25 protein-coding genes are annotated in these 25,763 nt (G+C 67.3%); 9 read left to right on the top strand and 16 right to left on the bottom strand.

Translation table 11 applies throughout. The annotated features are described in order from the left end of the window. The first annotated feature begins 7 nt into the window (after nt 1-7). From TX88_RS13825 to TX88_RS13810, 4 genes are read left to right on the top strand one after another with little or no spacing between them, the layout of a single operon-like run. The gene (locus tag TX88_RS13825; protein ID WP_044517522.1) at nt 8-1,612 is read left to right on the top strand and encodes a PucR family transcriptional regulator; all 1,605 of its coding nucleotides are present in this window, start codon (nt 8-10) and stop codon (nt 1,610-1,612) included. A 26-nt stretch (nt 1,613-1,638) separates the two neighbouring features. Further along, nucleotides 1,639-2,025, top strand: a complete 387-nt coding sequence (locus tag TX88_RS13820; RefSeq protein WP_044517521.1) for a DUF2237 family protein — start codon at nt 1,639-1,641, stop codon at nt 2,023-2,025. A gap of 19 nt (nt 2,026-2,044) precedes the next feature. Further along, on the top strand, nt 2,045-3,499 hold the full coding sequence (locus TX88_RS13815) for a protein adenylyltransferase SelO (RefSeq protein WP_044517520.1): 1,455 nt from the start codon (nt 2,045-2,047) through the stop codon (nt 3,497-3,499). A 24-nt stretch (nt 3,500-3,523) separates the two neighbouring features. Next, entirely contained in the window at nt 3,524-4,228 is a 705-nt protein-coding gene (locus TX88_RS13810; RefSeq protein ID WP_044519385.1) for a dienelactone hydrolase family protein, read from the top strand. On the opposite strand, the gene TX88_RS13805 is transcribed toward TX88_RS13810, so the two are convergent. The 5 genes from TX88_RS13805 to rplS all read right to left on the bottom strand — a co-directional run bounded on the left by TX88_RS13805 (nt 4,215) and on the right by rplS (nt 7,869). Further along, nucleotides 4,215-5,417: an amidohydrolase gene (locus TX88_RS13805; protein WP_084622004.1), complete on the bottom strand. Its 1,203-nt coding sequence runs from the start codon at nt 5,415-5,417 to the stop codon at nt 4,215-4,217. The two genes, TX88_RS13810 and TX88_RS13805, sit on opposite strands and share 14 nt — an antisense overlap. A 72-nt stretch (nt 5,418-5,489) precedes the next feature. Next, the gene (locus tag TX88_RS13800) at nt 5,490-5,795 is read right to left on the bottom strand and encodes a DUF2469 domain-containing protein (protein ID WP_003881082.1); all 306 of its coding nucleotides are present in this window, start codon (nt 5,793-5,795) and stop codon (nt 5,490-5,492) included. Then, nucleotides 5,792-6,577 carry a ribonuclease HII gene (locus TX88_RS13795; protein ID WP_044519384.1) on the bottom strand — a complete coding sequence of 262 codons (786 nt, stop codon included), beginning with the start codon at nt 6,575-6,577 and terminating at the stop codon, nt 5,792-5,794. Before TX88_RS13795 ends, TX88_RS13800 begins: the two co-directional genes overlap by 4 nt. 22 nt (nt 6,578-6,599) lie before the next feature. Next, on the bottom strand, nt 6,600-7,460 hold the full coding sequence (gene lepB / locus TX88_RS13790; RefSeq protein ID WP_044517518.1) for a signal peptidase I: 861 nt from the start codon (nt 7,458-7,460) through the stop codon (nt 6,600-6,602). 67 nt (nt 7,461-7,527) lie between these two features. Further along, complete coding sequence (gene rplS, locus TX88_RS13785; RefSeq protein ID WP_029111328.1) at nt 7,528-7,869, bottom strand: 50S ribosomal protein L19; 342 nt, start codon at nt 7,867-7,869, stop codon at nt 7,528-7,530. Nucleotides 7,870-8,193: 324 nt separating this feature from the next. Here rplS and TX88_RS13780 point away from each other — a divergent pair, with 324 nt between their 5' ends. Continuing rightward, nucleotides 8,194-9,150 carry a serine hydrolase gene (locus tag TX88_RS13780; protein WP_044517517.1) on the top strand — a complete coding sequence of 319 codons (957 nt, stop codon included), beginning with the start codon at nt 8,194-8,196 and terminating at the stop codon, nt 9,148-9,150. Here the strand turns inward: TX88_RS13780 and trmD are convergent. From trmD to TX88_RS13755, 5 genes are all read right to left on the bottom strand, one after another. Next, a complete protein-coding gene (gene trmD, locus TX88_RS13775) occupies nt 9,147-9,830 on the bottom strand; it encodes a tRNA (guanosine(37)-N1)-methyltransferase TrmD (protein ID WP_044517516.1) in 684 nt (227 codons plus the stop codon). The two genes, TX88_RS13780 and trmD, sit on opposite strands and share 4 nt — an antisense overlap. 13 nt (nt 9,831-9,843) lie before the next feature. After that, nucleotides 9,844-10,371 (bottom strand): ribosome maturation factor RimM, encoded by a 528-nt coding sequence (gene rimM / locus TX88_RS13770; RefSeq protein WP_044517515.1) that lies wholly within the window; start codon nt 10,369-10,371, stop codon nt 9,844-9,846. 10 nt (nt 10,372-10,381) lie between these two features. Beyond that, the gene (locus tag TX88_RS13765; protein ID WP_003881089.1) at nt 10,382-10,624 is read right to left on the bottom strand and encodes an RNA-binding protein; all 243 of its coding nucleotides are present in this window, start codon (nt 10,622-10,624) and stop codon (nt 10,382-10,384) included. An 8-nt stretch (nt 10,625-10,632) separates the two neighbouring features. After that, nucleotides 10,633-11,109, bottom strand: a complete 477-nt coding sequence (gene rpsP / locus TX88_RS13760) for a 30S ribosomal protein S16 (RefSeq protein ID WP_044517514.1) — start codon at nt 11,107-11,109, stop codon at nt 10,633-10,635. A gap of 179 nt (nt 11,110-11,288) precedes the next feature. After that, complete coding sequence (locus TX88_RS13755; protein ID WP_044517513.1) at nt 11,289-11,708, bottom strand: nuclear transport factor 2 family protein; 420 nt, start codon at nt 11,706-11,708, stop codon at nt 11,289-11,291. Nucleotides 11,709-11,740: 32 nt separating this feature from the next. Between TX88_RS13755 and TX88_RS13750 the strand changes: the two genes are divergently transcribed. The 3 genes from TX88_RS13750 to TX88_RS13740 all read left to right on the top strand — a co-directional run bounded on the left by TX88_RS13750 (nt 11,741) and on the right by TX88_RS13740 (nt 15,198). Further along, nucleotides 11,741-12,643, top strand: coding sequence for a D-alanyl-D-alanine carboxypeptidase family protein (locus TX88_RS13750; protein WP_044517512.1), 903 nt, complete (start codon nt 11,741-11,743; stop codon nt 12,641-12,643). A gap of 78 nt (nt 12,644-12,721) precedes the next feature. Continuing rightward, nucleotides 12,722-13,549: a D-alanyl-D-alanine carboxypeptidase gene (locus tag TX88_RS13745; RefSeq protein WP_044517511.1), complete on the top strand. Its 828-nt coding sequence runs from the start codon at nt 12,722-12,724 to the stop codon at nt 13,547-13,549. 143 nt (nt 13,550-13,692) lie between these two features. Next, nucleotides 13,693-15,198 (top strand): diflavin oxidoreductase, encoded by a 1,506-nt coding sequence (locus tag TX88_RS13740; protein WP_244438512.1) that lies wholly within the window; start codon nt 13,693-13,695, stop codon nt 15,196-15,198. Between the two features lie 77 nt (nt 15,199-15,275). Here TX88_RS13740 and TX88_RS13735 read toward each other — a convergent pair whose 3' ends face one another. The 6 genes from TX88_RS13735 to ftsY form a co-directional block, all read right to left on the bottom strand. After that, nucleotides 15,276-16,334 carry a metal-dependent hydrolase family protein gene (locus TX88_RS13735; RefSeq protein ID WP_044517509.1) on the bottom strand — a complete coding sequence of 353 codons (1,059 nt, stop codon included), beginning with the start codon at nt 16,332-16,334 and terminating at the stop codon, nt 15,276-15,278. 4 nt (nt 16,335-16,338) lie between these two features. After that, nucleotides 16,339-17,892 carry a signal recognition particle protein gene (gene ffh, locus TX88_RS13730; RefSeq protein ID WP_044517508.1) on the bottom strand — a complete coding sequence of 518 codons (1,554 nt, stop codon included), beginning with the start codon at nt 17,890-17,892 and terminating at the stop codon, nt 16,339-16,341. A 63-nt stretch (nt 17,893-17,955) separates the two neighbouring features. Continuing rightward, nucleotides 17,956-20,454 carry a [protein-PII] uridylyltransferase gene (locus TX88_RS13725; protein WP_044517507.1) on the bottom strand — a complete coding sequence of 833 codons (2,499 nt, stop codon included), beginning with the start codon at nt 20,452-20,454 and terminating at the stop codon, nt 17,956-17,958. An 81-nt stretch (nt 20,455-20,535) separates the two neighbouring features. After that, nucleotides 20,536-20,874, bottom strand: coding sequence for a P-II family nitrogen regulator (locus tag TX88_RS13720; protein WP_003881099.1), 339 nt, complete (start codon nt 20,872-20,874; stop codon nt 20,536-20,538). A gap of 6 nt (nt 20,875-20,880) precedes the next feature. Continuing rightward, nucleotides 20,881-22,185, bottom strand: a complete 1,305-nt coding sequence (locus TX88_RS13715) for an ammonium transporter (RefSeq protein ID WP_044517506.1) — start codon at nt 22,183-22,185, stop codon at nt 20,881-20,883. Between the two features lie 234 nt (nt 22,186-22,419). Then, a complete protein-coding gene (gene ftsY, locus TX88_RS13710; RefSeq protein WP_044517505.1) occupies nt 22,420-23,784 on the bottom strand; it encodes a signal recognition particle-docking protein FtsY in 1,365 nt (454 codons plus the stop codon). A 404-nt stretch (nt 23,785-24,188) separates the two neighbouring features. Here ftsY and TX88_RS32805 point away from each other — a divergent pair, with 404 nt between their 5' ends. Beyond that, a complete protein-coding gene (locus TX88_RS32805; protein WP_162563138.1) occupies nt 24,189-25,760 on the top strand; it encodes a PE-PPE domain-containing protein in 1,572 nt (523 codons plus the stop codon). Nucleotides 25,761-25,763: the final 3 nt, after the last annotated feature.

The following is a 25,763-nucleotide window of genomic DNA, read 5'->3' as shown; positions in this document are numbered from 1 at the left end:
TTTGTCAATGATCCCGACCGTGCGCGACATCATCGGGCTCCCGGTGGTCCAGGCCGGCCAGCCCGAGGTACTCAGCGCGCAACAACTCGACCGCCCGGTGCGGTGGGTCCACGTCAGCGATATGCCCGACCTCGCGGGGCTGCTGCAAGGCGGCGAACTGGTGCTCACCACCGGCGCCGCGCTGCGCGACGCGCCCCGTGACTACCTGCGAGGGATGCAGCGTGCCGGCGCGGTCGGCGTGGTGGTCGAACTGGGCACCCGCATCGAATCGCTTCCCGACAGCGTCGGCCAGACAGCCCAAACCCTCGGGCTCGCGCTCGTCGTGCTGCACCAGGAGACCAAGTTCGTCGAGGTCACCGAGGCGGTGCACCGGCTCATCGTCGCCGACCAGTACGAGGAACTCGAGTTCGCCCACCGCACCCACAAGACCTTCACCGAGTTGAGCATGAAGCGCCCGACGATGGCGGACATCGTGCGGGCAGCGGCCGAGATGATCGACGAATCGGTGGTACTCGAGGATCTGTCGCACCAGGTGCTGGCGATCTCACCCCGCAACGAACCTGCCACGGGCGTCCTGTCCGACTGGCAACGCCGGTCCCGGGCGATGACCGAACCGTGGGCCACCACCGCCGTGGGCCCCCGCGCCGAGGAATGGGGCCGGCTGATCGTGCCGCGCGCCCCGTCCGCACCGGCCAAGACCAAGATGGTCCTCGAACGCGCCGCCCAGGCGCTGGCCCTGCACCGGATGGCCGAACGTGGCCGGTCCGGCCTGGAACATCAGGCCCAGAGCGGGTTGATCGACGACGTCCTGGGCGGACGGATCGACGACGACCGCGAGGCGGACGCGCGGGCGCTGGCCCTCGGCCTGCGGGCCGGAGGCCCGTACCTCCCGGCCACGGTCCGGGTCGGTGCGCCACCGGACCGGCTCGACCCGGTCGGCACGCAACGCCGGAACATCCGCATCCTCGACGCCGTCGCCCACAGCGTGAAAGCCCAAGGGCACAGCGCGATCTGCTCGATCCGGCGGGACGGCGAGATCGGCCTGGTGCTGGCACTGAACCACCGGCGCGGATCCACCGCCGATGCCACGCTGAGCCGCCTGGCCGAGGGCTGGCGCGAGGCCATCGCGCGCGGCGGCGACACCGACAAGGTCGTCATCGCCGTCGGTGGTGACGCCGGTGCGTTCGCCGACGCCGTCCACGGCTTGCGCGAGGCCGCGCACGTCGCCGAGGTCGCGGCGTCGATGTCGGATCTGACGCGCCCGTTCGTGCGGGCCTCCGATGTCCGGCTGCGCGGGCTGATCACACTGCTGCTCGACGATCCGCGAGTCCAGATGTTCGCCGAAACCGAACTCAGGACCCTGCTGATCCACGACGCCGAACAGGGCAGCGACGACGTGGCAGTGCTGCGCGGGTACCTGGAACTCGCGGGCAACAAGTCCGCACTGGCCAAACGCCTGCACATGAGCCGCCCGGCCCTCTACAGCCGGCTGGCCGCGATCGAACGCCGGCTCGGCGTCAACCTCGACGACGGCGAATCGATGACCTCACTGCACGTGGCGCTGCTCATCCTCGACGCCCAACACAGCGCAGCCCCACAGTCACCACTCTGAGCCCACTGGGGACTCATACTGATCCGATGGCTGATCGCAACGTGCTGGGCGGCAAGCTCGAAGAGTGTGGCACTGACCCGCTCACCGGCTTCTACCGCGACGGCTGCTGCTCGACCGGCGACGCCGACGCGGGCCGGCACACCATCTGCGCCGTGGTGACCGCCGAATTCCTCGAGCATCAGCAGTCCATCGGCAACGACCTGTCGACACCGGCACCGCAGTACCGGTTTCCCGGCCTGACACCCGGGGACCGCTGGTGCGTCACCGCGGTCAACTGGCTGCGCGCACACGATGACGGCAAGGCGGCCCCGGTGGTGCTGGCAGCCACCCATGAGCGCACCCTCGACCTGGTACCCCTCGACGTCCTCCAGCAGTACGCCGTCGATGTGCCCGACGACCTGGGCAGCCTCTGAGGCTCCGTAGGCTCGTGCTGTGAGCGTCGCACCCGATCCGACCGTCATCCTGGACAACCGCTTCGCCCGCGCGCTTCCCGAGATGGCCGTCGCGTGGCAGGCCGAGGCGGCCCCGGCACTGCGGCTGCTCGTGCTCAACGAGCCGCTCGCCGATGAGCTCGGCCTCGACACCTCCTGGCTGCGCAGCCCCGACGGGCTCGGGCTGCTGTCGGGCACCGTGGTCCCCGACGGGGCCACCCCCGTCGCGCAGGCCTACGCCGGTCATCAGTTCGGCGGATACGTCCCACGGCTGGGCGATGGCCGTGCGCTGCTGCTCGGTGAGTTCGTCGGCCCCGGCGACCGTCCCCGCGACCTGCATCTCAAAGGATCGGGACGTACCCCGTTCGCCCGGGGCGGCGACGGCCTGGCCGTCGTCGGGCCCATGCTGCGCGAGTACATCGTGAGCGAGGCCATGCACGCCATGGGCATTCCCACGACCCGGGCACTGGCCGTCGTCGCCACCGGACGCGACGTCCGGCGCGAAACCCTGCTGCCCGGGGCGGTGCTGGCCAGGATCGCCGGCAGCCATCTACGCGTCGGCAGTTTCCAGTACGCCGTCGCACACGCCCAGGCCGCCGGGGACATCGGGTTGCTGCGCCGGCTGGCCGACCACGCCATCGCCCGCCACCATCCCGGTGCGGCCGACGCCGCCAACCCATACCTGGCTCTGTATGAGGCGGTCATCTCGGCGCAGGCCGCGCTGCTCGCGCAGTGGATGCTGGTCGGGTTCGTACACGGCGTGATGAACACCGACAACATGACCATCTCGGGCGAGACCATCGACTACGGCCCGTGCGCATTTATGGAAACCTTCGATCCCGCAACGGTATTCAGTTCGATCGACCACAGCGGCCGGTACGCCTACGGCAACCAGCCGACTGTGGCCGCGTGGAACCTGGCCCGCTTCGCCGAAACCCTGCTCCCCCTGCTCGCCGACGACGGTGAGCAGGCCGTCGAGCTGGCCACCCGAGCGCTGCACGGATTCGGGCCGCAGTTCGACGCGGCGTGGTCGGCGGGTATGCGCGCCAAGCTCGGCCTGTCCGCCGATGTCGACGACGAGGCGGCGCGCACTCTGATCGACGACCTGCTTGCACTGCTGCAGCAGAACCGAACTGACTACACGTCGTTCTTCCGTGACCTGAGCCGTACCGCGGGCGGACAGAGCAGGATCGCCGCCGGATTCGACGAGTGGCTGGCGCGGTGGCGCGCCCTCGACCCCGACACCGCCGCGATGGACCGGGTGAATCCCGTCTACATCCCCCGCAATCACCTCGTCGAGGAAGCATTGGACGCGGCGACGCACGGCGACCTGGAACCCGTCGAGCACCTGATGGACGCCCTCACGGCGCCCTATGACGAACGCCCCGGGCTCCAACGGTATGCCGCACCCGCGCCCGCCGACTTCGGTGCCTACCGCACGTTCTGCGGAACCTGAGGACCAGCCGCTACCGTGGGTCGGGTGACGACGATCACGATGGATACCCCGGCCGGCCCGATCGACGCTCTCCTCAGCCTCCCCAGCGGGGAAGGACCGTGGCCCGGGGTGGTGATCATTCATGACGCGATCGGCCACGGACCCGACAACGAGGCGATCTCGGAACGCGTCGCGGCGGCCGGCTATGTCGCGCTCACGCCGAACCTCTACTCCCGTGGTGGCAGGGCCCGGTGTATCACCCGGGTGTTCCGTGAACTGCTGACCCAGCGCGGCCGGGCGCTCGACGACATTCTGGCCGCCCGCGACCACCTGCGCGCGCACCCGCAATGCAACGGGACCATCGGCATCGCGGGGTTCTGCATGGGCGGCCAGTTCGCTCTGATCATGGGCCCCAAGGGATTCGGCGCCTCAGCTCCGTTCTACGGCACCCCGCTGCCGAGGCGGCTCGACCAGACATTGGACGCCTCGTGCCCGGTGGTGGCCAGCTTCGGCCGCCGGGATCCGATGGGCATCGGTGCCGCAGGCCGGTTGCAGCGCGTCGTCGACGACAAGAACATCCCGGCCGACATCAAGGTGTACCCCGAAGCCGGGCACAGCTTCGCCAATCAACTGCCCGGGCAGGCCTTTCTGCGAATCGCCGGCTTCGGCTACAACGAGGCCGCCACCGCCGACGCCTGGTCGCGGGTGTTCGCGTTCTTCGGCGAGCACCTGGCGGCTAAAGCCAACTGAGCCCGGCCACCACCAGCGCCTCGGTACCGGTGTCCAACGTCGGCTGGAGCACCGGGGCGAACCGCGGTGAATGGTTCACCGGAATGTCCACGCGGGCGCGATCGGCGGCCACCGCCGCGCGGAAGGCCTCCTCGTCGATGCCGCCGAAGCCCCAATAGGTGTAGGGCGCTCCCAGCGCAGCCGGGATGTCGCTGAAGTCTTCACTGGCCGACCCGGCAGGCATGGTCTGCGCGCGGTCGCCGAAGTACTCATTGAACGCGGCCTCGACACGAGCCGTCACCGCATCGTCGTTGACGGTCAGCGGAAAGCTGGCGTACAGCTCGAATTCCGGGTCGCGCGGCGAGTCGGACGCCTGGCACTCGGCGATCACCACGCGCCGGATCGCCGCGAGCACCGCCTTGCGCACCGATTCGTCGAAGGTGCGCAGGTTGAGTTCCAGTACCGCATGATCGCCGATGACGTTGCTCTTGGTCCCCGCCTGAATGCTGCCGACGGTCAGCACGACCGTCTGGCTCGGATCGACCTCGCGCGACACGATCGTCTGCAAGCGGATGACGATCATCGACGCCAGCACCACCGGATCCACCGTGGCCTGCGGCATCGAACCGTGCCCACCACGACCGTAGACCGTGATTCTCATGCTGTCGGCCGCGGACAACACCGGTCCGCTGCGGGTACGCAGCTGCCCGGCCGGCGCCGGAAACACATGCTGGGCCAACGCCACATCGATCGGGCCGACCAGATCGGCCAGGCCGTCCTCGGCCATCCCGCGGGCCCCGTCGCCCACCTCTTCGGCGGGCTGGAAAACCGCGATCACGGTGCCACGCCAGTGATCCGTCGCCCGGGCGAACAATTCCGCCGCACCCAGCAGACACGTCACGTGCGTGTCGTGACCGCAGGCATGCATCACGCCGGGCTCGCTACTCGCATACGGCAGATCCGTCGCCTCGGTCACCGGCAGCGCGTCCATGTCCGCACGCATCAGCACCCGGGGACCGTCACCGTTGCTCAGCACCCCGACCACACCGGTTCCGCCGACGCCTTCATGGACGGTCAGGCCGGACTCCCGTAGGCGGGCGGCTGCCAAGCCGGCAGTGCGTTTTTCCTGATGTGAGAGCTCGGGATGCTGATGCAGGTCGCGATAGAGCGGCTCTTGCCAGGCGCGCACCGCGGGCAGGTGCGCCAGCACGGCCTCGGCGCGGCGGCGAACATCGTCGGGTCCGGTACTGACAGTCGCCATCGCGTCGCCCCCTGTCCGTCGCTATTCCGGCAACCGCAGCTCGGGCTTTTCGACCTCTTCGATGTTCACGTCCTTGAACGTGATGACGCGTACCTGCTTGACGAACCGAGCCGGGCGGTACATGTCCCACACCCAGGCATCGGCGAGCCTCAGCTCGAAATAGACTTCGCCCTCGGAGTTGCGCGGAATCAGCTCCACGCTGTTGGCCAGGTAGAACCGGCGCTCGGTCTCGACGACGTAGCTGAACTGCCCGACGATGTCCTTGTATTCGCGGTAAAGCGAGAGCTCCATCTCGGTTTCATACTTCTCGAGATCCTCGGCGCTCATCTGGTGTGCTGTCCTTCTGGTTGTGCTGATGCCCTGTCGATCATCTTTGCGTACCCCACTTCAGCATGCCGCATTGGTGCCACATCCCGTCGTACGTCTGTCATCTCTGCGGTCCGCCGCACGCCGGTGCTCTCTGCGGCCCGCCGCACGTTCACATACGAGTAGCGGTGCTCCACACACGGTCCCAACTCGGCCAACGCCTCGGAATGCGCCGCAGTGCTGTACCCCTTGTGCTCGGCGAACCCGTAGCCGGGATGGTGCTGCTCCATCTCGACCATCAACCGGTCCCGGCTGACCTTGGCCAGCACGCTGGCCGCCGCGATGCAGGCCGCCGCGGCGTCTCCCCCGATCACCGGCAAGGACGGCACCGCCAGGCCCGGCACCCGGAACCCGTCGGACAGCACGTACCCGGGCCGCAGAGACAACCCCGCCACCGCACGCCGCATGCCCTCGATATTGGCGACGTGAACGCCGAGCCGGTCCACCTCGTCGGAGGGGATGAACACCACGTGATAGGCCAGCGCATACCGGCGAATCAGGGGAAACAGCCGCTCCCGCTCCCGCTCCCCGAGCTTCTTGGAATCGTCGAGAGACGCCAGGCTGTCCATCCGGTTGGGCCCCAACACACAGGCGGCCACCACCAGCGGTCCCGCACAGGCTCCGCGGCCCACCTCGTCCACCCCGGCGACCGGGCCGAGACCGTTGCGGTACAGCGCGGATTCCAGGGTGCGCAGGCCGGATGACCTCCGGATGACCGTTCGCGGCGGCCACGACGTCTTCACCACTGGAGGCACAGGGCAGCTCCTAGGAGTCGGTCTGCGGGTTCACGCCGTTGATACCGCCCCAGCGGGACGGTGGCCAGGCGATGAACCGTGCCTTTCCGATTACATTCTCCACCGGAACGGTGCCGGCCATCGGATCGCCGGTGCACTGAAGTCCGTGCCGCGCGTCGGCGGGCAGGTTGCTGCAGTGCACGCGTGAGTCGGCCGAGTGCGTCCGGTTGTCACCCATCACCCACAGGCGATCGGATGGGACCGTGACGGGTCCGAACTCAGGACCCAGGCACGGGTAGATGCCCGGGTCGGCCATCATGGTGGCCGGGTCCAGGTACGGCTCGTTGAGGCGTTTTCCGTCGACCGTCAGCCCCGTGTCAGCACGGCACTGCACGGTCTGACCGCCGACCGCGATCACCCGCTTGACCAGGTCGTTCTCGTCCGGCGGCACAAACCCGACAAACGAGAGGGCGTTCTGCACCCAGCGGATGGCGGTGTTGTCCGAACGGATCGACTTGTAGCCGATGTTCCACGACGGCGGGCCCTTGAAGACCACCACATCGCCAGGCTCGGGCTTGGAGAACCGGTAGGTGACCTTGTCGACCATGATCCGGTCTCCCACGCAGCCGGCACAGCCGTGCAGCGTCGGCTCCATGGACTCCGACGGAATCAGGTACGGACGTGCGATGAACGTCAGCGTCACGTAATAGAGCACCAGGGCGATGGTGGCCAGAATGGCAATCTCGCGCGCAGTGGAATGCTTGCGCTTGGGGGACTCGTCCGGCGCTTCGCCGGTGGCCGACTCCGCCGAATCTGCGGCGGAATCTTGCTCTGAGTCCGATTCGAGGCTGCCCTCCGAGCACGCGTCGGCGGAATCGGTGGGTCCGGTCACAGGCACCACAGTAGCGAGCGTTGTGACCGGTCCCGCGACGAGACCTTCGTCAGACGGAGCAGCGCGCTCAGCGCTTTTCCTTGATCTTCGCCTTCTTGCCACGCAGTTCGCGCAGGTAGTAGAGCTTGGCGCGACGCACGTCACCGCGGGTCACGACATCGAGGTGATCGATGTTGGGCGAATGCACCGGGAAGGTCCGCTCGACGCCGACGCCGTAGCTCTCCTTCCGCACGGTGAAGGTCTCGCGGATTCCGCCGCCCTGGCGACGGATCACGACGCCCTTGAAGACCTGGATGCGCTCCTTCGAGCCCTCGATCACCTTCACGTGCACGTTGACGGTGTCGCCGGGGCTGAAGGTCGGGATGTCGTCGCGCAGCGACGCCTGATCGACGAAGTCCAGCGTGTTCATCGGTGACACTTCCTTGTTGTTCGCGGCTCCGGACGGGCACGCACGTGGCGCGCAGCCGAAGCTATTTTCGGGTGTATCGGGGTGTATCTCGCAGCGGAACGCGGACAAGCCGGCCCAGTCCTGCGCAGACAACTGCTCAATTGTGCCAGACGGGTCCCCATACCGTGAAATCCGGCGAGTCTGCGCACCCATCTGCAGCGACTCGGGCAGCATACTTCGAGCACGACTAAGCACGCGAGCCACAAGGCGAACAGTTAGGCTGCACACACCGATGTGCCGGTCCTGCAGAGCCCATCGGATTTTCTTGACGGTGCAAGGAGGACCATGCGACGGCGGCCGTCGAAGCTGAGGATTGCGAACGCAGCGGGCGCAACGGCAGTGGTCGCGATGGCCGTCGTAACGGTTGGTTGCGAAGCCCGGGTCTACGGAACGCCCCCGGCCCCGGCCGGGGCACCGCAGCTGACCGTCGTCGTCCCCCAGGGCAGCCTGGCCCCGCTGCCCGAGGCGCCGCCCGGCGAACCCGCCGCCGCCTTCATGGGGCTCGGGGACCGAGCCCAGCTGGCCACCGAGAACGCCGCCGACGCCGGCGCCGAGATCACCCTGCTGGTCCTCGACCGCAACACCGGCCAGCTGGTTTCCAACGGAAACGGGACCACCATCGCCATCGCATCGGTGGTCAAGTTGTTCATCGCCGATGACCTCCTGCTGCAGGAGGCCAAGGGACAGACGGTGATCACCCCCGACGACCGCGAACAGCTCGACGTGATGCTGCGGTCCTCCGACGACAGCGCCGCCGAGGTGTTCTGGAACCGCAGCGGCGGCAGCGCGATCGTGAACCGGGTGGCGGCCCGCTACGGCCTGGGTTCCACCCGGCCGCCCAATGACGGGCGATGGTGGAACACCATCAGCACCGCAGCCGACCTGGTGCGCTACTACGACATGCTGATGAACGGCAGCGGCGGCCTTCCCGCCGAGCAGGCCAACGTGATCCTGGCCAACCTGGCCCAGTCCACCCCGAACGCCATCGACGGCACGCAACCGGGCGGCATCTACCCCCAGCGATTCGGCATTCCCGAAGGCCTCTACGCCGAACCGGTCGCGGTCAAGCAGGGCTGGATGTGCTGTATCGGTTCGGACTGGATGCACCTGTCGACCGGCGTGATCGGCCCCGACCGCCGCTTCATCATGGTGATCGGTTCACTGCAGCCCACGAACGCCGCCACCGCGCGCGACACCATCACCGACGCCGTGAAGACGATGTTCCCCGGCGGCCGGATCTAGGACTCGTCGAGCAGGTCCGGTCGGCGCTCGCGCGTGCGCTGCAGCGACTGCTCGTGGCGCCACGCTTCGATCTTGGCGTGGTCCCCCGACCGCAGCACATCGGGCACATCCAACCCCCGCCAGCTCTGCGGCCGGGTGTAGCTCGGCCCCTCAAGCAGACCGTCGGAATGCGAATCCTGTTGGTGCGACGCCGGATTACCCAACACGTCGGGCATCAACCGGACCACCGCCTCGATCATGACCAACGCCGCGGACTCGCCGCCGTTGAGGACGTAGTCGCCGATGGAAACCTCTTCGACCCGCATCCGGCGGGCCGCGTCGTCGGCCACCCGCTGGTCGATCCCCTCGTAGCGTCCACACGCGAACACCAGGTGAGACTCCGCACTCCAGCGTTCGGCCACCGCCTGGGTGAACGGCCGTCCCGCAGGGGTCGGTACGACCAGAAGTGTTTCCTCGGAACAGATTTCGTCGAGCGCCTCACCCCATACGGGCGCTTTCATGACCATTCCGGGTCCCCCGCCGTACGGGGAGTCATCCACCGACCGGTGCACATCGCGGGTCCAGTCCCGCAGGTCATGCACGGCCACGGAGAGGATTCCGGCGTCGATCGCCTTGCCCGGCAGCGACTGCCGGATGGGATCGAGGTAGGCCGGGAAGATCGTGACGACGTCAATGTGCACAGTTGCGCACCTTCTAGACCAGGTCCAGGTTCAGCAGACCGTCCGGAGGATCGATGACGACCGTCCCGGTGTCCCGGGACACCGAGGTGACGATGGCGCTGACGAACGGGATCAGTACTTCGCGGCCATCCGCGTCGGCCTTGACCGACAGCAGTTCGCCGGCGGCGGTGTGCAGCACCTCGCGGACCGCCCCCACCGCGGTGCCGTCAACCGTGACGACCCGCAGACCTTCGAGTTCATGGTCATAGAACTCGTCGGGATCATCGATCGCGGGCAGGTCGGCGGTGTCGACGATGAACACCGTGCCGCGCAATTCGTCGGCCGCATTGCGGTCGCCGACACCGGCCAACCGGATCAGGAGCCGACCCGCGTGATCACGCACGGACTCGACTGAGAAAGTGCGCTCGGCACCCCCCTTGGCGCGGCCCCGAAGGGTCACGCCAGGGGTGAACCGAGCGTCTGGGTCGTCGGTACGGACCTCGACAACGACCTCACCGGAAATGCCGTGAGCTTTGACAACCCGCCCGACAACCAGGTCCATGGATCCGACGCTACTGGTCGGTGTCCACCACGTCGACGCGGATGCCGCGCCCACCGATGCCTGCGACCAGGGTCCGCAGTGCAGTGGCGGTACGGCCTCCGCGCCCGATGACCTTGCCCAGGTCATCGGGGTGCACGTGCACCTCGACGGTGCGCCCGCGGCGGCTGGTGACCATGTCGACGCGTACGTCGTCGGGATTGTCCACGATGCCGCGGACCAGGTGCTCGACGGCGTCGACCACGACAGAACTCACTGCGATGCTCAGCTCTCGCTTGCGGCTTCGTCGGCAGCGGCCTCAGCAGCCGGCGCCTCGGCCTCGGCGGTCTCGGCAGCAGCCTCGTCCTTCTTGGGAGCCTTCTTCTTCTTGGGCGTCACGGCCGCGGCACCAGTGCCGCTCTCAGCCTCGGCCAGCGCCGCGTTGAACAGGTCCAGCTTGGACGGCTTGGGCTCCTTGACCTTCAGCGTGCCCTCGGCGCCCGGCAGGCCCTTGAACTTCTGCCAGTCACCGGTGATCTTCAGCAGGGCCAGCACCGGCTCGGTGGGCTGGGCGCCGACGCCCAGCCAGTACTGCGCGCGCTCCGAATCGATCTCGATCAGGCTCGGCTCTTCCTTGGGGTGGTAGCGGCCGATGACCTCGATGGAGCGGCCTTCGCGGCGGGTGCGCGCGTCGGCGACGGCGATGCGGTACTGGGGGTTGCGGATCTTGCCAAGCCGGGTGAGCTTGATCTTGACAGCCATGGTTAAGCACTTCTCCTCTGTGTCACGCTGCAATTCAGCGATGCGGGCGGAATTGCCCGATCCGGTTTTGCCTTACGTGTATGACCGCCGCGCAGCGCATTGAACGAGTCGCACGGCAGACAGCCGCCAATTGTGCCAGAGCAGGCAGTATCGGCCAAAATCGCGCGGAGTCAGACGACTCAGACGACCTTGTCGAAACACTTGGTCTCGACCCGGCGGCTCATCCGCCAGCCGTCGGCAGTCCGGACGAACTCGTCCTCGTACCAGAGCCCGCAGAACAACACCTGTTGCTCCAACCCCGGCAGCACCATCGGGTTGAAGCAGATGGTGCGGGAGGTGGCCTTGTCGCCATCGATGTGGACATCGAAATTGCCGAGCATGTGCGCGTAGGCCGGGAAGTTCGGCAGCACCTCGGCCAACCAGGCCTTGACCTCCGGATACTGGCCGTCGATACCGCCCATCGCCCGGTAGTCGATGTAGGCGTCAGAGGTGAACACCGCATCCAGGTCATCGAACAGTCGACGGTCTATCGCCGTGGAGTAGTCGATCAACAACTGCTGGATCTCCAGACGATCCGAAATCTCGGCCAGGCTCAACATGTCTCGATTCAACACGATTAGGCTGACCCGCCATGGGGAGGTTCGTCAGGTTCTCTGTTGCAGCGACAGCCGCGGTTGCCGTCGCGCTGATCCCGCTCTCATCGGGCCCCGGGGCACTGCCGGTGGCCAGAGCCGATCTCGAAGTGCAGCAGGTCGGATCCGCGCCGATCCCGGACGGTCCCGCGCAAGGCTGGGTGGTCGCCGACCTCGACACCGGCCAGGTGCTGGCCGCCCGTAACGAGAACACCCACTACGCACCCGCGAGCACGATCAAGACCCTGCTGGCCCAGGTGGTGCTCGACGAGGTACCGCTGGACACCACGATCGTGGCCGACGACGCCGACACGAAGGTCGAGTGCAACTGCGCCGGCGTCGCACCCGGGCAGACCTACACCGCGCGCCAACTGCTGGAGGCGGCCCTACTGGCATCCGGCAATGACGCCGCCAACACCCTGGCCCGCATGGTCGGCGGCCCCGAAGCGGCCGTGGCCAAGATGAACGCCAAGGCGGCCGCGCTCGGGGCGAACAGCACCAACGTCGCGACGCCGTCCGGATTGGACGGGCCCGGCATGCCCTTCTGGTCCACACCGCACGACATGGCGACGATCTTCCGCGGAGCGATGGCCAACCCGGTCTTCGCACAGATCACCGCGATGCCATCGACCACATTCCCCGGCAAGAACGGCAACCGGGTGCTGGTCAACCAGGACGAGCTGCTGCATCGCTACCCCGGTGCGATCGGTGGCAAGACGGGGTTCACCGACATCGCTCGCAAGACGTTCGTCGGCGCCGCACAGCGTGACGGCCGCCGACTGGTGGTCACGATGATGTACGGGCTGATCAAGGAGGGTGGCCCGACCTACTGGGACCAGGCCGCCACCCTTCTGGACTGGGGTTTCGCCCAGGATCGGTCCTCCAGCATCGGGTCGCTCTAGGCTGCGCGGTTCAGTCGATATCTGAAGGAAACCTGACCGCGCGCTGATCGAGTCCGAAGCTCCGTAGCGTCGGCGCTCGTGCGAAGACTGTTCGGGGCGCTCGCGCTCGCCCTCGGCACGGCAATGACCGCCGCGGCCATCGGGTCCCCGCCGGTCGCTGCGCAGCCCGGTGTTCAGCCGGCGGGCGCCCAGATTCCCGACGGGCCGGCCAAGGCCTGGCTGGTCGCCGACATGGACACCGGCCAGGTGCTGGCGTCCAAGGATCCCAACGGCTCATACGCCCCGGCCAGCACCATCAAGCCGCTGTTGGCGATGGTCGTGCTCGACCACCTTCGGCCCGACAATTTCGCCCGGGCCAACGAGTCGCACACCAAGGTCGAATGCTCGTGCGTGGGGCTCAAGCCAGGGCAGCCCTACACCACCCGCCAGCTGCTCGAAGCACTGCTGATGGTGTCGGGCAACGATGCGGCGAACATGCTCGCCGACATGCTCGGTGGGCGGCCCGCCACCGTGGCGGCGATGACGCGCAAGGCGGCGAGCGTCGGAGCCCGCAACACCCGGGCCGGCTCACCATCGGGCCTCGACGGCCCTGGCTGGGAAACCGTCACCACCCCGCACGACCTCGCGGTGATCCTGCGGGCGGCGCTGAAATACCCGCTGATCGCCCAGATCATGGGGCAACCGTCGGCCCAGTTCCCGGGCAAGACCCTGACCAACCAGAACGAGCTGCTGCAGCGCTACCCCGGTGACATCGCCGGCAAGACCGGATACACCGATCTGGCCCGCAAGACGTACGTGGGTGCTGCCCAACGCGGTAACCGCCGCCTGATCGTCGTGCAGATGTACGGCACCGGGGATCTGTACGGTCAGGCGATCGACTTGTTCGACTACGGCTTCTCGCACTGACGCCGAGGGGTAAGAGGTAGCGCCCCACCGGGACTCGCAACAAACTAAGGTCACCCTAAATTCGCGTGGTGTGCCCGCGCGCGATGAGGGGAGCCGATTTGTCCGAACGTGAGTTCTCGTTGGTGGTCGCCTATGGCACCGACATGGGCAACGCCGAAGACGCCGCCATGTCGTTCGCCGAAGCCGCCACTGCCGCCGGAATTCCCGCCGAGGCCGTCGAACTCAATCAGGTGGAACTCGACCATCTCACTACCACAACGCATTTCATCGTGGTGACGTCAACCTTCGGCGACGGCGAGTTCCCTGACACCGCCACGTTGTTCTGGGAGGCGATCAGTGCCTCGACCGAGCGGCTGGAGCACATGAGTTTCGCAGTGCTCGCCCTCGGAGACACCTCCTACGAATTGTTCTGCAACGCAGGGATACTCCTCGACGCACGGTTGGAAGAACTCGGCGCAACCCGGCTGACCGACCGGGTCGACGTCGACGGTTACTACGAACAACCCGCCGCCGCCTGGACCACTGACCTCGTCAAGCAGCTCACAGCCACCCAGAGCGCGCCCTCGACCGGTGCTGTCACCGTCGTCGAAAGCCCCCCGGCCGATCCCCCGCAACGCAGTCAGGAACGCAACCACCCCTTCGAAGCACCCCTGAGGGTCAATCGACTGCTCACCTCGGCGGAATCCGACAAGGAGGTCCGCCACTACGAGCTCGAGCTCGCCGGTTCCGGGATCGCCTACCAGGCAGGCGATTCGCTGGCGGTCCACCCGCTCAACGATCCTGAACTGGTCGCGGCGATCCTGGCCGAACTCAAGGTGGGCCCAGAGCACCGCGTCGCCGGAACCGATGAGACCCTGGGCACCCTGCTCGCCGAGCAGCTCGAGATCCGGACACCGTCGCGCGCACTGCAGGAGGTGGCGGGTCCCGCCGCCTACGGCGAGGACGTTCTCGACCTCATCAAGCGCGCCGACCTCACCGTCGATGAGGTCGTCGATACGTTGCGCCCGTTGCAGTTCCGCGACTACTCGATTGCCTCAAGCCCCCTGGTGCACCCCGATCACGTGCACCTGACCGTGGCCACGGTGCGCTACCCCGCCGCCGACCGTCAACACGGCGGCGTGGCCTCGACCTACCTCGCGGAGCGCACCCAGGCCGTTCGGATTCACCTGCGCCCCAACCATCATTTCCGGCTGCCGGCCGCCGAGGTGCCGATCATCATGATCGGGCCGGGCACCGGCATCGCACCGTTTCGCGCCTTCCTGCAGGAACGACAGGCCGCCGGCGCGTCGGGCCGGTCCTGGTTGTTCTTCGGGGACCGGCGCCGGGCCACCGACTTCCTCTACGGCGAGGAGCTCACGGGATTCGTCGAGTCCGGCGCGCTGACCCGGCTCGATGTGGCGTTCTCCCGTGACCAGGACACCAAAGTGTATGTGCAGCAACGTATGCGGGAGAATTCAGCAGAGCTGTTCGCCTGGTTGCAAGACGGTGCCCATCTCTATGTGTGCGGCGACGCCGACCACATGGCCAAGGACGTCGACGCCGCCCTGCACAAGATCGTCGCCGAGAGCGGCGGCATGGACGCCGGTGCCGCACACGCCTACGTCAACGACCTGATCAAGACCCACCGCTACCTGCGGGACGTCTACTGAGCCCTACTCCGCGAGCAGACGCGTAGGTACCCGAGAACGCGGAATTTCGGGTACCTACGTGTCTGCTCGCCGAATGATCAGTACACCCGGCCGCGCAGGATCACCAGATCCGGGTGGCTGACCCCGCCGTGACGCGGATCCTCGGTGTAGCAGACCAGGTCCGCTGACGCCCCGTGCTCCAGCGCGGGCCGGCCGAGCCAGGTCCGGGCGTCCCAGCTGGCCGCCCCCAACGCGGCGGTGGGGCTCATCCCGATGCCTTTGAGTGCCTCGATCTCGTCGGCGATGCGGCCGTGGGCGATCATGCCGCCGGCATCGGTGCCCGCGAAGATCGGCACGCCCGCCTCGTGGGCCGCGCCGACCCGGCCCCGGCAGGACGCGTAGAGATCGCGCATGTGCTTGGCGTACGCCGGGTACTTGCCGGCGCTGTCGGCGATACCGGGAAAGTTCTCGATGTTGATCAAGGTCGGCACCAGTGCGGTGCCGTGTTCGAGCATCAATTCGAGGGTGTCGTCGGTGATGCCCGTGCCGTGCTCGATGCAGTCGATGCCGGCCTTGATGAGCCCGGGCAGGGCATCCTCGCCGAACACGTGCGCGGTGACCCGGGCGCCCTCGGCGTGGGCCGCGTCGATCGCGGCCTTGAGGATCTCATCGGACCACAGCGGGGCCAGGTCGCCGATCCCCCGGTCGATCCAGTCGCCGACCAGCTTCACCCAGCCGTCGCCCCAGCGGGCCTGCTGGGCCACCGCGTCGGGCAGCTGCGACTCGTCCTCGACATCGAAGGCGATTCCGTGCCCATAACGCTTGGGCCGGGCGATATGCCGGCCGGCCCGGACGATGCGCGGCAGGTCGTCGCGCTCGTCGAAGCTCCGGGTGTCCACCGGTGAACCGGCATCCCGCAACAACAGTGCGCCGGCATCGCGCTCGGTCTCGGCCTGTGCCACCGACTCGTCCAGTGACACCGCGCCACCGGGCCCCAACCCCACATGACAGTGTGCGTCGACCAGGCCGGGGATGATCCAGCCACCGTCGAAAACAGTGTCGGCGTTGGCAATCGGCTCCGCTGACAACACGCCCCGGTCCACCCACCACTCGACGGGTTCACCGTCGGGCAGGCCGCGTCCCCGGACGTGGAGCACAGCGCTACTTCTGGCCGGGGAACTTCAGCTTCGACAGGTCGAAATCGGCCAGGCCGGGCGGCAACTCGTCCAGGCCCTTGGGCATGTTCGACAGGTCCGGGAAGCCGGCAGGCATCCCGGCGCCGAACGGGTTCTTCGGCGGGGTCGGACCGCGGCCCTTCTTCTTGCCGGCCTGCTTGTTCTTGCCCTTGGCGGCCTTGCGCGGAGAGTTCTTGCGCCCGAACGGCATGCCCATCTGGCCGGCCATCGACGACATCATCTTGCGGGCGTCGAAGAACCGGTCGACGAGCTGGTTGACCTCGGACACCTCGACACCGGAGCCGTTGGCGATACGGAGCCGGCGCGAGGCGTTGATGATCTTGGGGTCGGCCCGCTCGGCCGGGGTCATGCCGCGGATGATGGCCTGCACGCGGTCCAGCTGCTTGTCGTCGACCGCGGCCAGCGCATCCTTCATCTGGCCGGCCCCGGGCAGCATGCCCAGCAGGTTGCCGATCGGGCCCATCTTGCGGATGGCCAGCATCTGCTCGAGGAAGTCCTCCAGCGTCAGCTCGCCGGAGCCGATCTTGGCGGCGGCCTCCTCGGCCTTCTGCTGATCGAAGACCTGCTCGGCCTGCTCGATGAGGGTGAGCACATCGCCCATGCCCAGGATGCGGCTGGCCATCCGGTCGGGGTGGAAGACGTCGAAGTCTTCGAGCTTCTCTCCCGCGGACGCGAACAGGATCGGCACACCCGTGATCTCGCGGACCGACAGGGCCGCGCCACCACGCGCGTCGCCGTCGAGCTTGGTCAGCACGACACCGGTGAAGCCGACGCCCTCGCGGAACGCCTCGGCGGTGGCGACGGCGTCCTGACCGATCATGGCGTCGAGGACGAACAGCGTCTCGTCGGGTTTCACGGCATCGCGGATGGCCGCGGCCTGACCCATCAGCTCGTCGTCGATACCCAGCCGGCCGGCGGTGTCGACGATGACGACGTCGTAGTGCTTGGCCCGGGCCTCGGCCATACCGGCCGACGCGACCGCCACGGGATCGCCGTGGCCGCCGATCTCCAGGCCATCCGGCGAGGTGCCCGGGTGCGGGGCGAAGACACCCACACCGGCGCGCTCTCCGACGATCTGCAGCTGGTTGACCGCGCCGGGCCGCTGCAGGTCACACGCCACGAGCAGCGGGGTATGGCCCAGTCCCTTAAGCCATTTCGCCAGCTTGCCGGCCAGGGTGGTCTTACCGGCACCTTGCAGGCCGGCCAGCATGATCACCGTCGGCGGGTTCTTGGCGAACGCCAGCTGACGGGTCTCGCCGCCGAGGATGCCGATCAGCTCCTCGTTGACGATCTTGACCACCTGCTGCGCGGGGTTCAGCGCGGCCGACACCTCGGCGCCCTTGGCACGATCCTTGATGCGCGTGACAAAGGAACGCACCACCGGCAGCGAGACGTCGGCCTCCAGCAGGGCCAACCGGATCTCGCGCGCCGTGGCGTCGATATCGGCGTCGGTCAACCGCCCCTTGCCGCGTAGGCCCTGCAGGGCTCCGGTCAACCGGTCAGACAAGCTCTCAAACACGTGGTAAGCCTAGCGGCCGGGCGCGGGCGGGGTGGTGAGCCCACCAGCCAACCCGCTCAGAGGTCAGCTGGCGTGCTCGGCCGGTTTGGCCGGTTTGGCCGGCGGCGGCGCGGGAAGGATCGCGAACATGTCGCGCTCCAGTTCCTCGCGGAACGCGGCCCGCCGCTCCTCGTCGGCAGCCAGTGCCGGCGCGGTGATGCAGAACACGTCGACCACCGAAGAGCCCAGCGTGGTCACCTTCGCCCACGAGACATCCACGCCGTCCCGCTCGAACACCGCGGTCAGGCGGGCCAACAGGCCGGACCGGTCGATCGTGCGGATCTGGACGATCAGGTCTTCGGGCACGGTGCCCGCCGACCACAGGATGCGCGGCGGGGCGGGCACGTGATTGGCCGGTACCGAGGCCAGGATCTCGCCGGCCCGGGTCGTCGGATGCTGGGCGGCCTCCAGATCACGCCGTTCCAGCGCACCGATCACGTCCAGTTCGCCGTCGAGCGCCAGGATGAACTGCTGACGCAGCAGCTCGGCAGGTGGCGGGGCACCGAAATGCGGGGACACCGCGAAGGTGTTGATCGCCGAGCCCTCGTGACTGTTGACCGAGGCCGAGTGGACCCGCAGGGAGTTCAACGCCAGCACACCGGCCGCCTTGGACAGCAGGCCGCGCCGGTCCGCGGCGATCATCGTCACGTTGTAGATGTGTGGGCTGTCGCCCTCGGTGAGCTCGACGTGGACACCCGCTTCGGCGGCCAGCGCCATGAACCGCGGCTCGATGGGATCGGGTTTCGGTAGCGATTCACCGGCCATCACCAGCCGGCACCGGCGGACCAGGTCACCGATCAGCGATGCCTTCCAGTCCCCCCACACCCCCGGTCCGGTGGCCAGCGAATCGGCCTCGGCCAGGACGTGGAGCAGCTCCAACAGCACCATATCGCCGCCGAGTGCATCGGCTACGGCGTCAATGGTCTTGGGATCCTGCAGATCTCGCCGTGTCGCGGTGTCGGGCAGCAGCAGGTGGTACCGGACGATCTTCGACAGCACGTCGATGTCGGATGGCCACAGACCCAGCCGGGTGCCGATCTGGGTGGCCAATTCCGCACCGATCACGCTGTGGTCGCCGCCGCGCCCCTTGCCGATGTCGTGGCACAGCGCACCCAGCAGCAGCAGGTCCGGACGTGACACCCGGGTGGTGAAAGCACCTGCCCGCGAGACGGTTTCGACCAGGTGCCGGTCAACTGTCCAGGTGTGCACGACATCCCGCGGGGGTAGGTCTCGCACCGCGCCCCACTCCGGGAACAGCCGGCCCCACAGACCGGTACGGTCCAGTGCCTCGATGGTGGCGACCGCTGCGGGGCCGGACGCGAGCAACACCAGCAGGTCCTTCAGGGCCTGGCGAGGCCAGGGCGTGCGCAGTTCAGGTGCCGTTTCGGCCAGTCGGCTCAACGTGGACACCGCCATCGGCAACCCGGTACTGGCCGACGCGGCCGCCACCCGCAGAATCAGGCCGGGATCGCGTTCCGGCCGGGCGTCGCGGGCCAGGATCACCTCGCCCGCGTACTCGATCACCCCTTCGTCGAGCGGACGGCGCACCGGGCGGCGCAGGGCGGCGAAGCCACGCCGCGGTAAGGCATTGGCGGCTGTGCGAATCCCGGAATCGACGTAGTAACTGACGGTGCGCGCGGCATCCGAGAGGGTGCGCGCCAGATCGAATCGGTCCCCGATCCGCAGGGCCGCGCCGATCTCGTCGGCGTGCTGAGCCAGCAACAACTCCCGGCCCCGGCCAGAAGCCCGGTGCAGTTCGGTCCGAACATTGAGCAGCGCCAGGTGTGCATCGCCCAGAGTTCCTGTCGGCGAGGCCAGAGCCCGGCTCGGATACACGTCGGCCAGTTGCGCTATCGCGAGCGCGTTGAGCAGCTGGACGTCCCGCAGACCGCCCCGGCCCGATTTCAGGTCCGGTTCGGCTCGGTGCGCGATCTGGCCGCTGCGCTCCCACCGCGACTGCGCATGCTCGACGAGTTCGTCGAACCGCGAAGCGATTCCGATCCGCCACTGCCGGCGTGAGCCGCCGACCAGCAGTGCCGACAGATCGGCATCACCGGCGATGTGACGCGCGTCGAGCATCGCCAGACCCACCGAGATGTCTTCACCTGCGACTTTGAGCGCCTCGGGCACGGTGCGCACGCTGTGATCGATACGAATGTTGGCGTCCCACAAGGGGTACCAGAGTTTCTCGGCCACTTCGGACACGAGTTCGACAGGCATGTTGTCATGCAGCAAGGTGAGGTCGAGGTCGGAGTAGGGCAACATCTCGCCGCGGCCCAAACCACCCGTGGCCACGATCGAGAATCCACTGGTGGCGGTGATACCGATCTCGGCAGCCTTTGTGGTGAGCCAGAATTCGTGCAGATCGAGTAACGCGTTGCGCAGCGCGGCCGCATCCAGCTGGCGCGATCCCCCGCTGAGCAACTGCTTGGTGGCCGCCGTCAGATCGTTGGCGGGCCGGGACGAAACCGCCGGAGCCCCTTGGGGAGAGACTCCGGCGGATTCTGCGTTGTTCTCTGTCATTTCGACTCCTCCCCGGCCGATCACCGGGTTGTGCTCACGCGATTGCTGGCCGGGGAGAAGGCGTCTCGACGGACGCTCCGACTACAGCGCGTCAGCTCCTCGCTCACCGGTACGCACCCGAACCACGGTGTCGACCGGGCTGACCCAGACCTTGCCGTCACCGATCTTTCCGGTACGTGCGGCCTGCACGATGACATCCACGACCTTGTCGACCGCGGAGTCGTCGACAACGACCTCCACCCGGACCTTCGGCACGAAATCGACCGAGTACTCAGCACCGCGGTAGACCTCGGTGTGGCCCTTCTGACGGCCGTAGCCCTGCACCTCACTGACGGTCATTCCCAGAATGCCCGTCTGTTCAAGGCCGGTCTTGACATCCTCCAGCGTGAACGGTTTGACGATCGCAGTGATCAGCTTCATATTTCCTTATTCCTCCCCGCCGTGACGACCAAGAACAGAACCGGTTCCGACAGCGACGAAGTCGTAAGCGCTCTCCGCGTGCTCGGACTCGTCGATACCGGAAGCCTCCTCTTCTTTGTCCAGGCGCAGGCCCACGGTGTATTTCACAATCAACGCCAAGATAGCCGTACCCACCGCCGAATAGAGCAGAACAGCACCCGCCCCGACGGCCTGTCGCCACAACTGATCGAACCCGCCACCGTAGAACAGACCGGCAACAGCGGCAGGCGCCTCCTTGGTGGCCACCAGGCCGACCAGCAACGTGCCCACGATGCCACCGACCAGGTGGACACCCACGACGTCGAGCGAATCATCGAAACCGAACTTGAACTTCAGGCCCACCGCCAGCGCACACAGCACACCTGCGGAAACACCAATCACGAGTGCGCCCACCACATTCACCGACGAGCAGGACGGCGTGATCGCCACCAGGCCTGCGACGATGCCAGAAGCCGCACCCAGTGATGTGGCGTGGCCGTCGCGGATGCGCTCGGTGAGCAGCCATGCCAGCATGGCCGCCGCGGTCGCCACCGTGGTCGTGACGAAGGTCGAACCGGCAACTCCGTTGGCCGACACCGCAGAACCGGCGTTGAATCCGTACCAACCGAACCAGAGCAGGCCGGCGCCGAGCATCACGAACGGGAGGTTGTGCGGGCGCATCGGCGTACCGGGCCAACCGAGCCGCTTGCCGAGGATGATGGCCAGGACCAGGCCGGCCGTACCTGCGTTGATGTGCACCGCGGTACCACCCGCGAAGTCAATTGCCTTGAGCTGGTTGGCGATCCATCCCCCGTGGTGAATCACGGTCTCGCCGTCGGAGCCCTTGACGTCGAAATCGAAGACCCAGTGCGCGACCGGGAAGTAGACGATGGTCGCCCACAGCGCGGCGAACAGCAGCCAGCCGCCGAACTTGATGCGGTCGGCGACGGCACCGGAGATCAGTGCGACCGTGATGATCGCGAACATCAGCTGGAAGCCCACGAACACGGAGGCCGGGATCGTCCCGGCCAGCGCGATGGGCGCATCGGCCGAACCATTCCCGCCGATCAGGCCCTTGAGACCGAAGAACTGTGCCGGATTGCCGATCACGCCGGCGGTGTTGTCACCGAATGCGACCGAGTAGCCGTACAGCGCCCACAGGACGGTCACGACACCCATGGCGCTGACGCTCATCATGATCATGTTGAGCACGCCCTTGGCACGGACCATGCCGCCGTAGAAGAAGGCCAGGCCCGGTGTCATCAGCAGCACAAGTGCGGCGCTGGCCAGCATCCATGCTGTGTCACCGGTGTCCGGCGCGCCCAATATCGGGAATTGCTCCACTCGCAGTTTCCTCCTTCACCACGCCACGGCCGCAAGGATTTACGACCATTGACCTGGTCCAAGACAATGCTGAGTGGATGTTTCAGCCACGGCGCCGTTGCGTTTCGCTCGTGTGAACGGATAGCCAGGCTGCGTTTCGCCGGTGTTACACCGTGCGTTTTCCGGGGTTTTTCGACCGGTTTTTCAGCCCAGGAGGGCGTCGACGAAGGCCGCCGGCTCGAACGGGGCGAGGTCGTCGGGGCCTTCACCGAGTCCGACGAGTTTGACCGGGACACCGAGTTCCTGCTGGACCCGGAATACGATCCCGCCCTTGGCGGTCCCGTCGAGTTTGGTCAGCACCACCCCGGTGATGTCGACGACCTCGGCGAACACCTTGGCCTGCGGCAGGCTGTTCTGCCCGATGGTGGCATCGAGCACCAGCAGCACCTCATCGACGGCGGCCCGCTTCTCCACCACTCGCTTGACCTTGCCGAGTTCGTCCATCAGGCCGGTCTTGGTGTGCAGGCGGCCCGCAGTGTCGATCACAACGACATCGGCCCCGGCCTTGACGCCCTCGTCGACGGCGTCGAACGCCACCGATGCGGGATCGGCGCCCTCGGGACCCCGCACCACCTCTGCGCCGACGCGCGCGGCCCAGGTCTGCAGCTGGTCGGCGGCCGCGGCACGGAACGTGTCGGCGGCGCCGAGCACGACGCGGCGGCCGTCGGCCACCAGCACCCGCGCCAGCTTGCCCACGGTGGTGGTCTTGCCGGTGCCGTTCACGCCGACCACCAACAGCACGGACGGCTTCTCGGCATGTGGCAGGGCCTTGATCGAACGGTCCATCTCGGGTCGCAGCTCCGCCATCAGCACCTCGCGCAGCACCGCACGCGCATCGGCTTCGCTACGCACGCTCTTGCTGGCCATCCGCTCACGCAATGCCGCGACGACGGATTCGGTGACCACCGGGCCGAGGTCGGCGATCAACAGGGTGTCCTCGACCGCCTCCCAGGAGTCTTCGTCGAGATCGCCGCCGCCGAGCAACCCGAGCATGCTGCGGCCCAACGCGTTCTGTGACTTGGCGAGGCGTCCGCGCAGCCGGTCCATCCGGCCCTCGGCCGGGGCGATGTCCTCGACGGCGGCAGCGACCGGATCGGCGGTCTCGGCCGGCTCAACGGCTGGTTCCGGTTCGACGGCCACTTCCGGCTCGGCCGGTTCGACCGGTGTCTGCGGTGCGACCGGCTCGACCGGCTCGACCGGCGGCTCCGGCAGCTGCACATCGGAGATGGTGCGTTTGGGTGCGTCGCGCGGAATGGTGGCGTCATCGCCGACCGCCGGCAGCCCGCTGGTGTCGATGCGCTCGACCGTGGCGGTGCCCGACTGGCTGAACGTGATGCCCGACGAAGCCGTGTAGCCGCCGGAGCGGTCGATCGGTTTCGCGGCGTCACGCTCGGACAGGCTGATCCGCCGCCGGCGGTATCGCACCAGCCCCACGGTGAGAGCGACGACAACGAGAACGGCGACGACCGCGATAGCGATCCACAGACCCAACAACGCACCTTCTGACACGCCGTCATTGTCTCAGGGCGGCCGTGCGGGAACGACCGGCCCCGTTGCCCGCCCATCTACCGCCGATTGTCGCGCCCATCGATCCCGGCGAAACCTCGGTTCAACGGATTACTCAAAACCGTGGTACATGCACGTACCGACGCGGTATCTTTCATTCACCACGCCACCGGACGAACCCGATTGCTCCAGCCGTAGATATCTTCTACGGCTTAGCTGACGTGATGACGGCGACCATTCTTAAAACGCTTTCTAGCTGTCCTTTTTCGGTTTTCAAGCACACTTTTTTCAATTCGCTGACATCAGGCCAGAATGTGGTTCACGATCCACGTGGGTCGGGAATGACTTCAGCATTTGGGCGGCATGTGGTCCTTCCCTCGGGATTTTTCGCGAAAGGGAGGAAAAGGATGCACATTCGTGTGCTTCGGGGGCTGGCAGTGACGCTGGTCGCCCTGGTCGGCACCGTCGGGCTCGTCGTGACGGCGAGCATGACGACATTGGTTCAACTGGCGGCCACAGCGCTCATCATGGGCGGAACCGGAATGAAGGCGCTGGGAGATCCGCATCAATGGGGTGCAGGCACTTACCTGGACCAGGTGAACAACACCTATCTGTCCGATCGGCACCTCGACGAGGACGACTTGAAATGGGTGCAGACACCCGAGCAGTTCTGGCCCGCGACCAGCCTGACCGACATCAGCTTCGACACCTCGGTCGCCCGCGGCGTCCTCAGCCTCAACAACGCCGTACTGAGCACGCCGGGCGAGAAGGTCGTCGTCGGCTACTCACAGAGTGCCAACATCGCCACCCGGGAGAAGCGGAACCTGGCCGAGCTGCGCGCCCAGGGCGCCACGGTGCCCTCACCTGACGAGCTGTCCTTCGTGTTCGTGGCCAATCCCAACCGGCCCAACGGCGGAATCCTGGCCCGGTTCGAGGGCCTCTACATCCCGATCCTCGGGGTCAGCTTCGACGGCGCCACCCCGGATGACGAATACGAGACGATCGATGTCGCGCGCCAGTACGACCTGATCGCCGACTTCCCCAAATATCCGCTCAATCTGCTGGCCGATCTCAACGCCCTGATGGGCTACGTCTACCTACATCCGAACTACGGGTCATCGGTGGTCGACCTGGACGATCCGAGCACATACGACTCCTACACCTCCGGCAACACCACCTACTACCTGGTGCACACCGAGCACCTTCCGCTGCTGCAGCCGTTCCGCGACATAGGAATCCCGGCGCCGGTGATCGACCTGGTCGAGCCCACCCTGCGGGTGTTGATCGAGCTCGCCTATGACCGCACGCCTGCCAACATGGGTGTGCCGACCCGCGCCGGGCTGATACCCCACGTCGATCTCGACAAGTTGGCGTCGGATCTGAAAGCCGCGGCCGAGGAGGGCGTGCGCAATGCCCTCGCCGGCCTCGGGATCGACACCGCCGACACCGCCGACCGCCGCACGGAAGACGTTGCCGCACCGGATAAGTCGGCTCCGGAGAAGGTGACGACCGGCGTTTCGGCACCGGAGAAGCCTCAGCCCGGGCCGACCCGGCTGCACGTGCCCCGCGTGCATCCCACAACGGACAACGACGTCCTCGCCGCAGCCGACGCCGACATCCCGAAGTCCGATCCGGAGGCGAAGGATCCCGAGGCCGACACCGCCGTCGACACGTCCGTGGACACGGCTGTCAAAGCCGAGGGCGACATCAAGACCGAGGTCAAGACCAAGACGCCACCGAAGCCGAGATCGGCGGCCGAGCGAATCAGGCAGTCGGTGCGGCAGGCACTCTCGCCCAAGGCATCCGACGGCGTCAAGGCCGACGAATCCGGCTCCGACTCGCGCCCGACCCGCAGGGTTCATCGCGCCGACGAAAGCGGTTCGGCCCAGCCCACATCCGGAACTGCGGAGGCGAAAGACAGCGGTACACACGAGAAGCCGCGCCGTAGCCACCGCGCCGCACACTCCGGCGCGGCATAGGGG

This window comes from Mycolicibacterium septicum DSM 44393, from assembly GCF_000455325.1.
Classification (GTDB): Bacteria; Actinomycetota; Actinomycetes; order Mycobacteriales; family Mycobacteriaceae; genus Mycobacterium; species Mycobacterium septicum.
This window is presented reverse-complemented; position numbering and strand designations above follow the sequence as displayed.

Excerpts from the sequence above, each read along its gene's own strand:
- TX88_RS13825 (WP_044517522.1), top strand. The coding sequence starts at position 8 with ATGATCCCGACCGTGCGCGACATCATCGGGCTCCCGGTGGTCCAGGCC.
- TX88_RS13820 (WP_044517521.1), top strand. The coding sequence starts at position 1,639 with ATGGCTGATCGCAACGTGCTGGGCGGCAAGCTCGAAGAGTGTGGCACT.
- TX88_RS13800 (WP_003881082.1), bottom strand. The coding sequence starts at position 5,795 with ATGAGCGCCGAGGATCTCGAGAAGTATGAAACCGAGATGGAGCTCTCG.
- rplS (WP_029111328.1), bottom strand. The coding sequence starts at position 7,869 with ATGAACACGCTGGACTTCGTCGATCAGGCGTCGCTGCGCGACGACATC.
- TX88_RS13780 (WP_044517517.1), top strand. The coding sequence starts at position 8,194 with ATGCGACGGCGGCCGTCGAAGCTGAGGATTGCGAACGCAGCGGGCGCA.
- rimM (WP_044517515.1), bottom strand. The coding sequence starts at position 10,371 with ATGGACCTGGTTGTCGGGCGGGTTGTCAAAGCTCACGGCATTTCCGGT.
- rpsP (WP_044517514.1), bottom strand. The coding sequence starts at position 11,109 with ATGGCTGTCAAGATCAAGCTCACCCGGCTTGGCAAGATCCGCAACCCC.
- TX88_RS13755 (WP_044517513.1), bottom strand. The coding sequence starts at position 11,708 with ATGTTGAGCCTGGCCGAGATTTCGGATCGTCTGGAGATCCAGCAGTTG.
- TX88_RS13750 (WP_044517512.1), top strand. The coding sequence starts at position 11,741 with ATGGGGAGGTTCGTCAGGTTCTCTGTTGCAGCGACAGCCGCGGTTGCC.
- TX88_RS13740 (WP_244438512.1), top strand. The coding sequence starts at position 13,693 with ATGGGCAACGCCGAAGACGCCGCCATGTCGTTCGCCGAAGCCGCCACT.
- TX88_RS13725 (WP_044517507.1), bottom strand. The coding sequence starts at position 20,454 with ATGACAGAGAACAACGCAGAATCCGCCGGAGTCTCTCCCCAAGGGGCT.
- TX88_RS13720 (WP_003881099.1), bottom strand. The coding sequence starts at position 20,874 with ATGAAGCTGATCACTGCGATCGTCAAACCGTTCACGCTGGAGGATGTC.
- TX88_RS13715 (WP_044517506.1), bottom strand. The coding sequence starts at position 22,185 with ATGCTGGCCAGCGCCGCACTTGTGCTGCTGATGACACCGGGCCTGGCC.
- TX88_RS32805 (WP_162563138.1), top strand. The coding sequence starts at position 24,189 with ATGCACATTCGTGTGCTTCGGGGGCTGGCAGTGACGCTGGTCGCCCTG.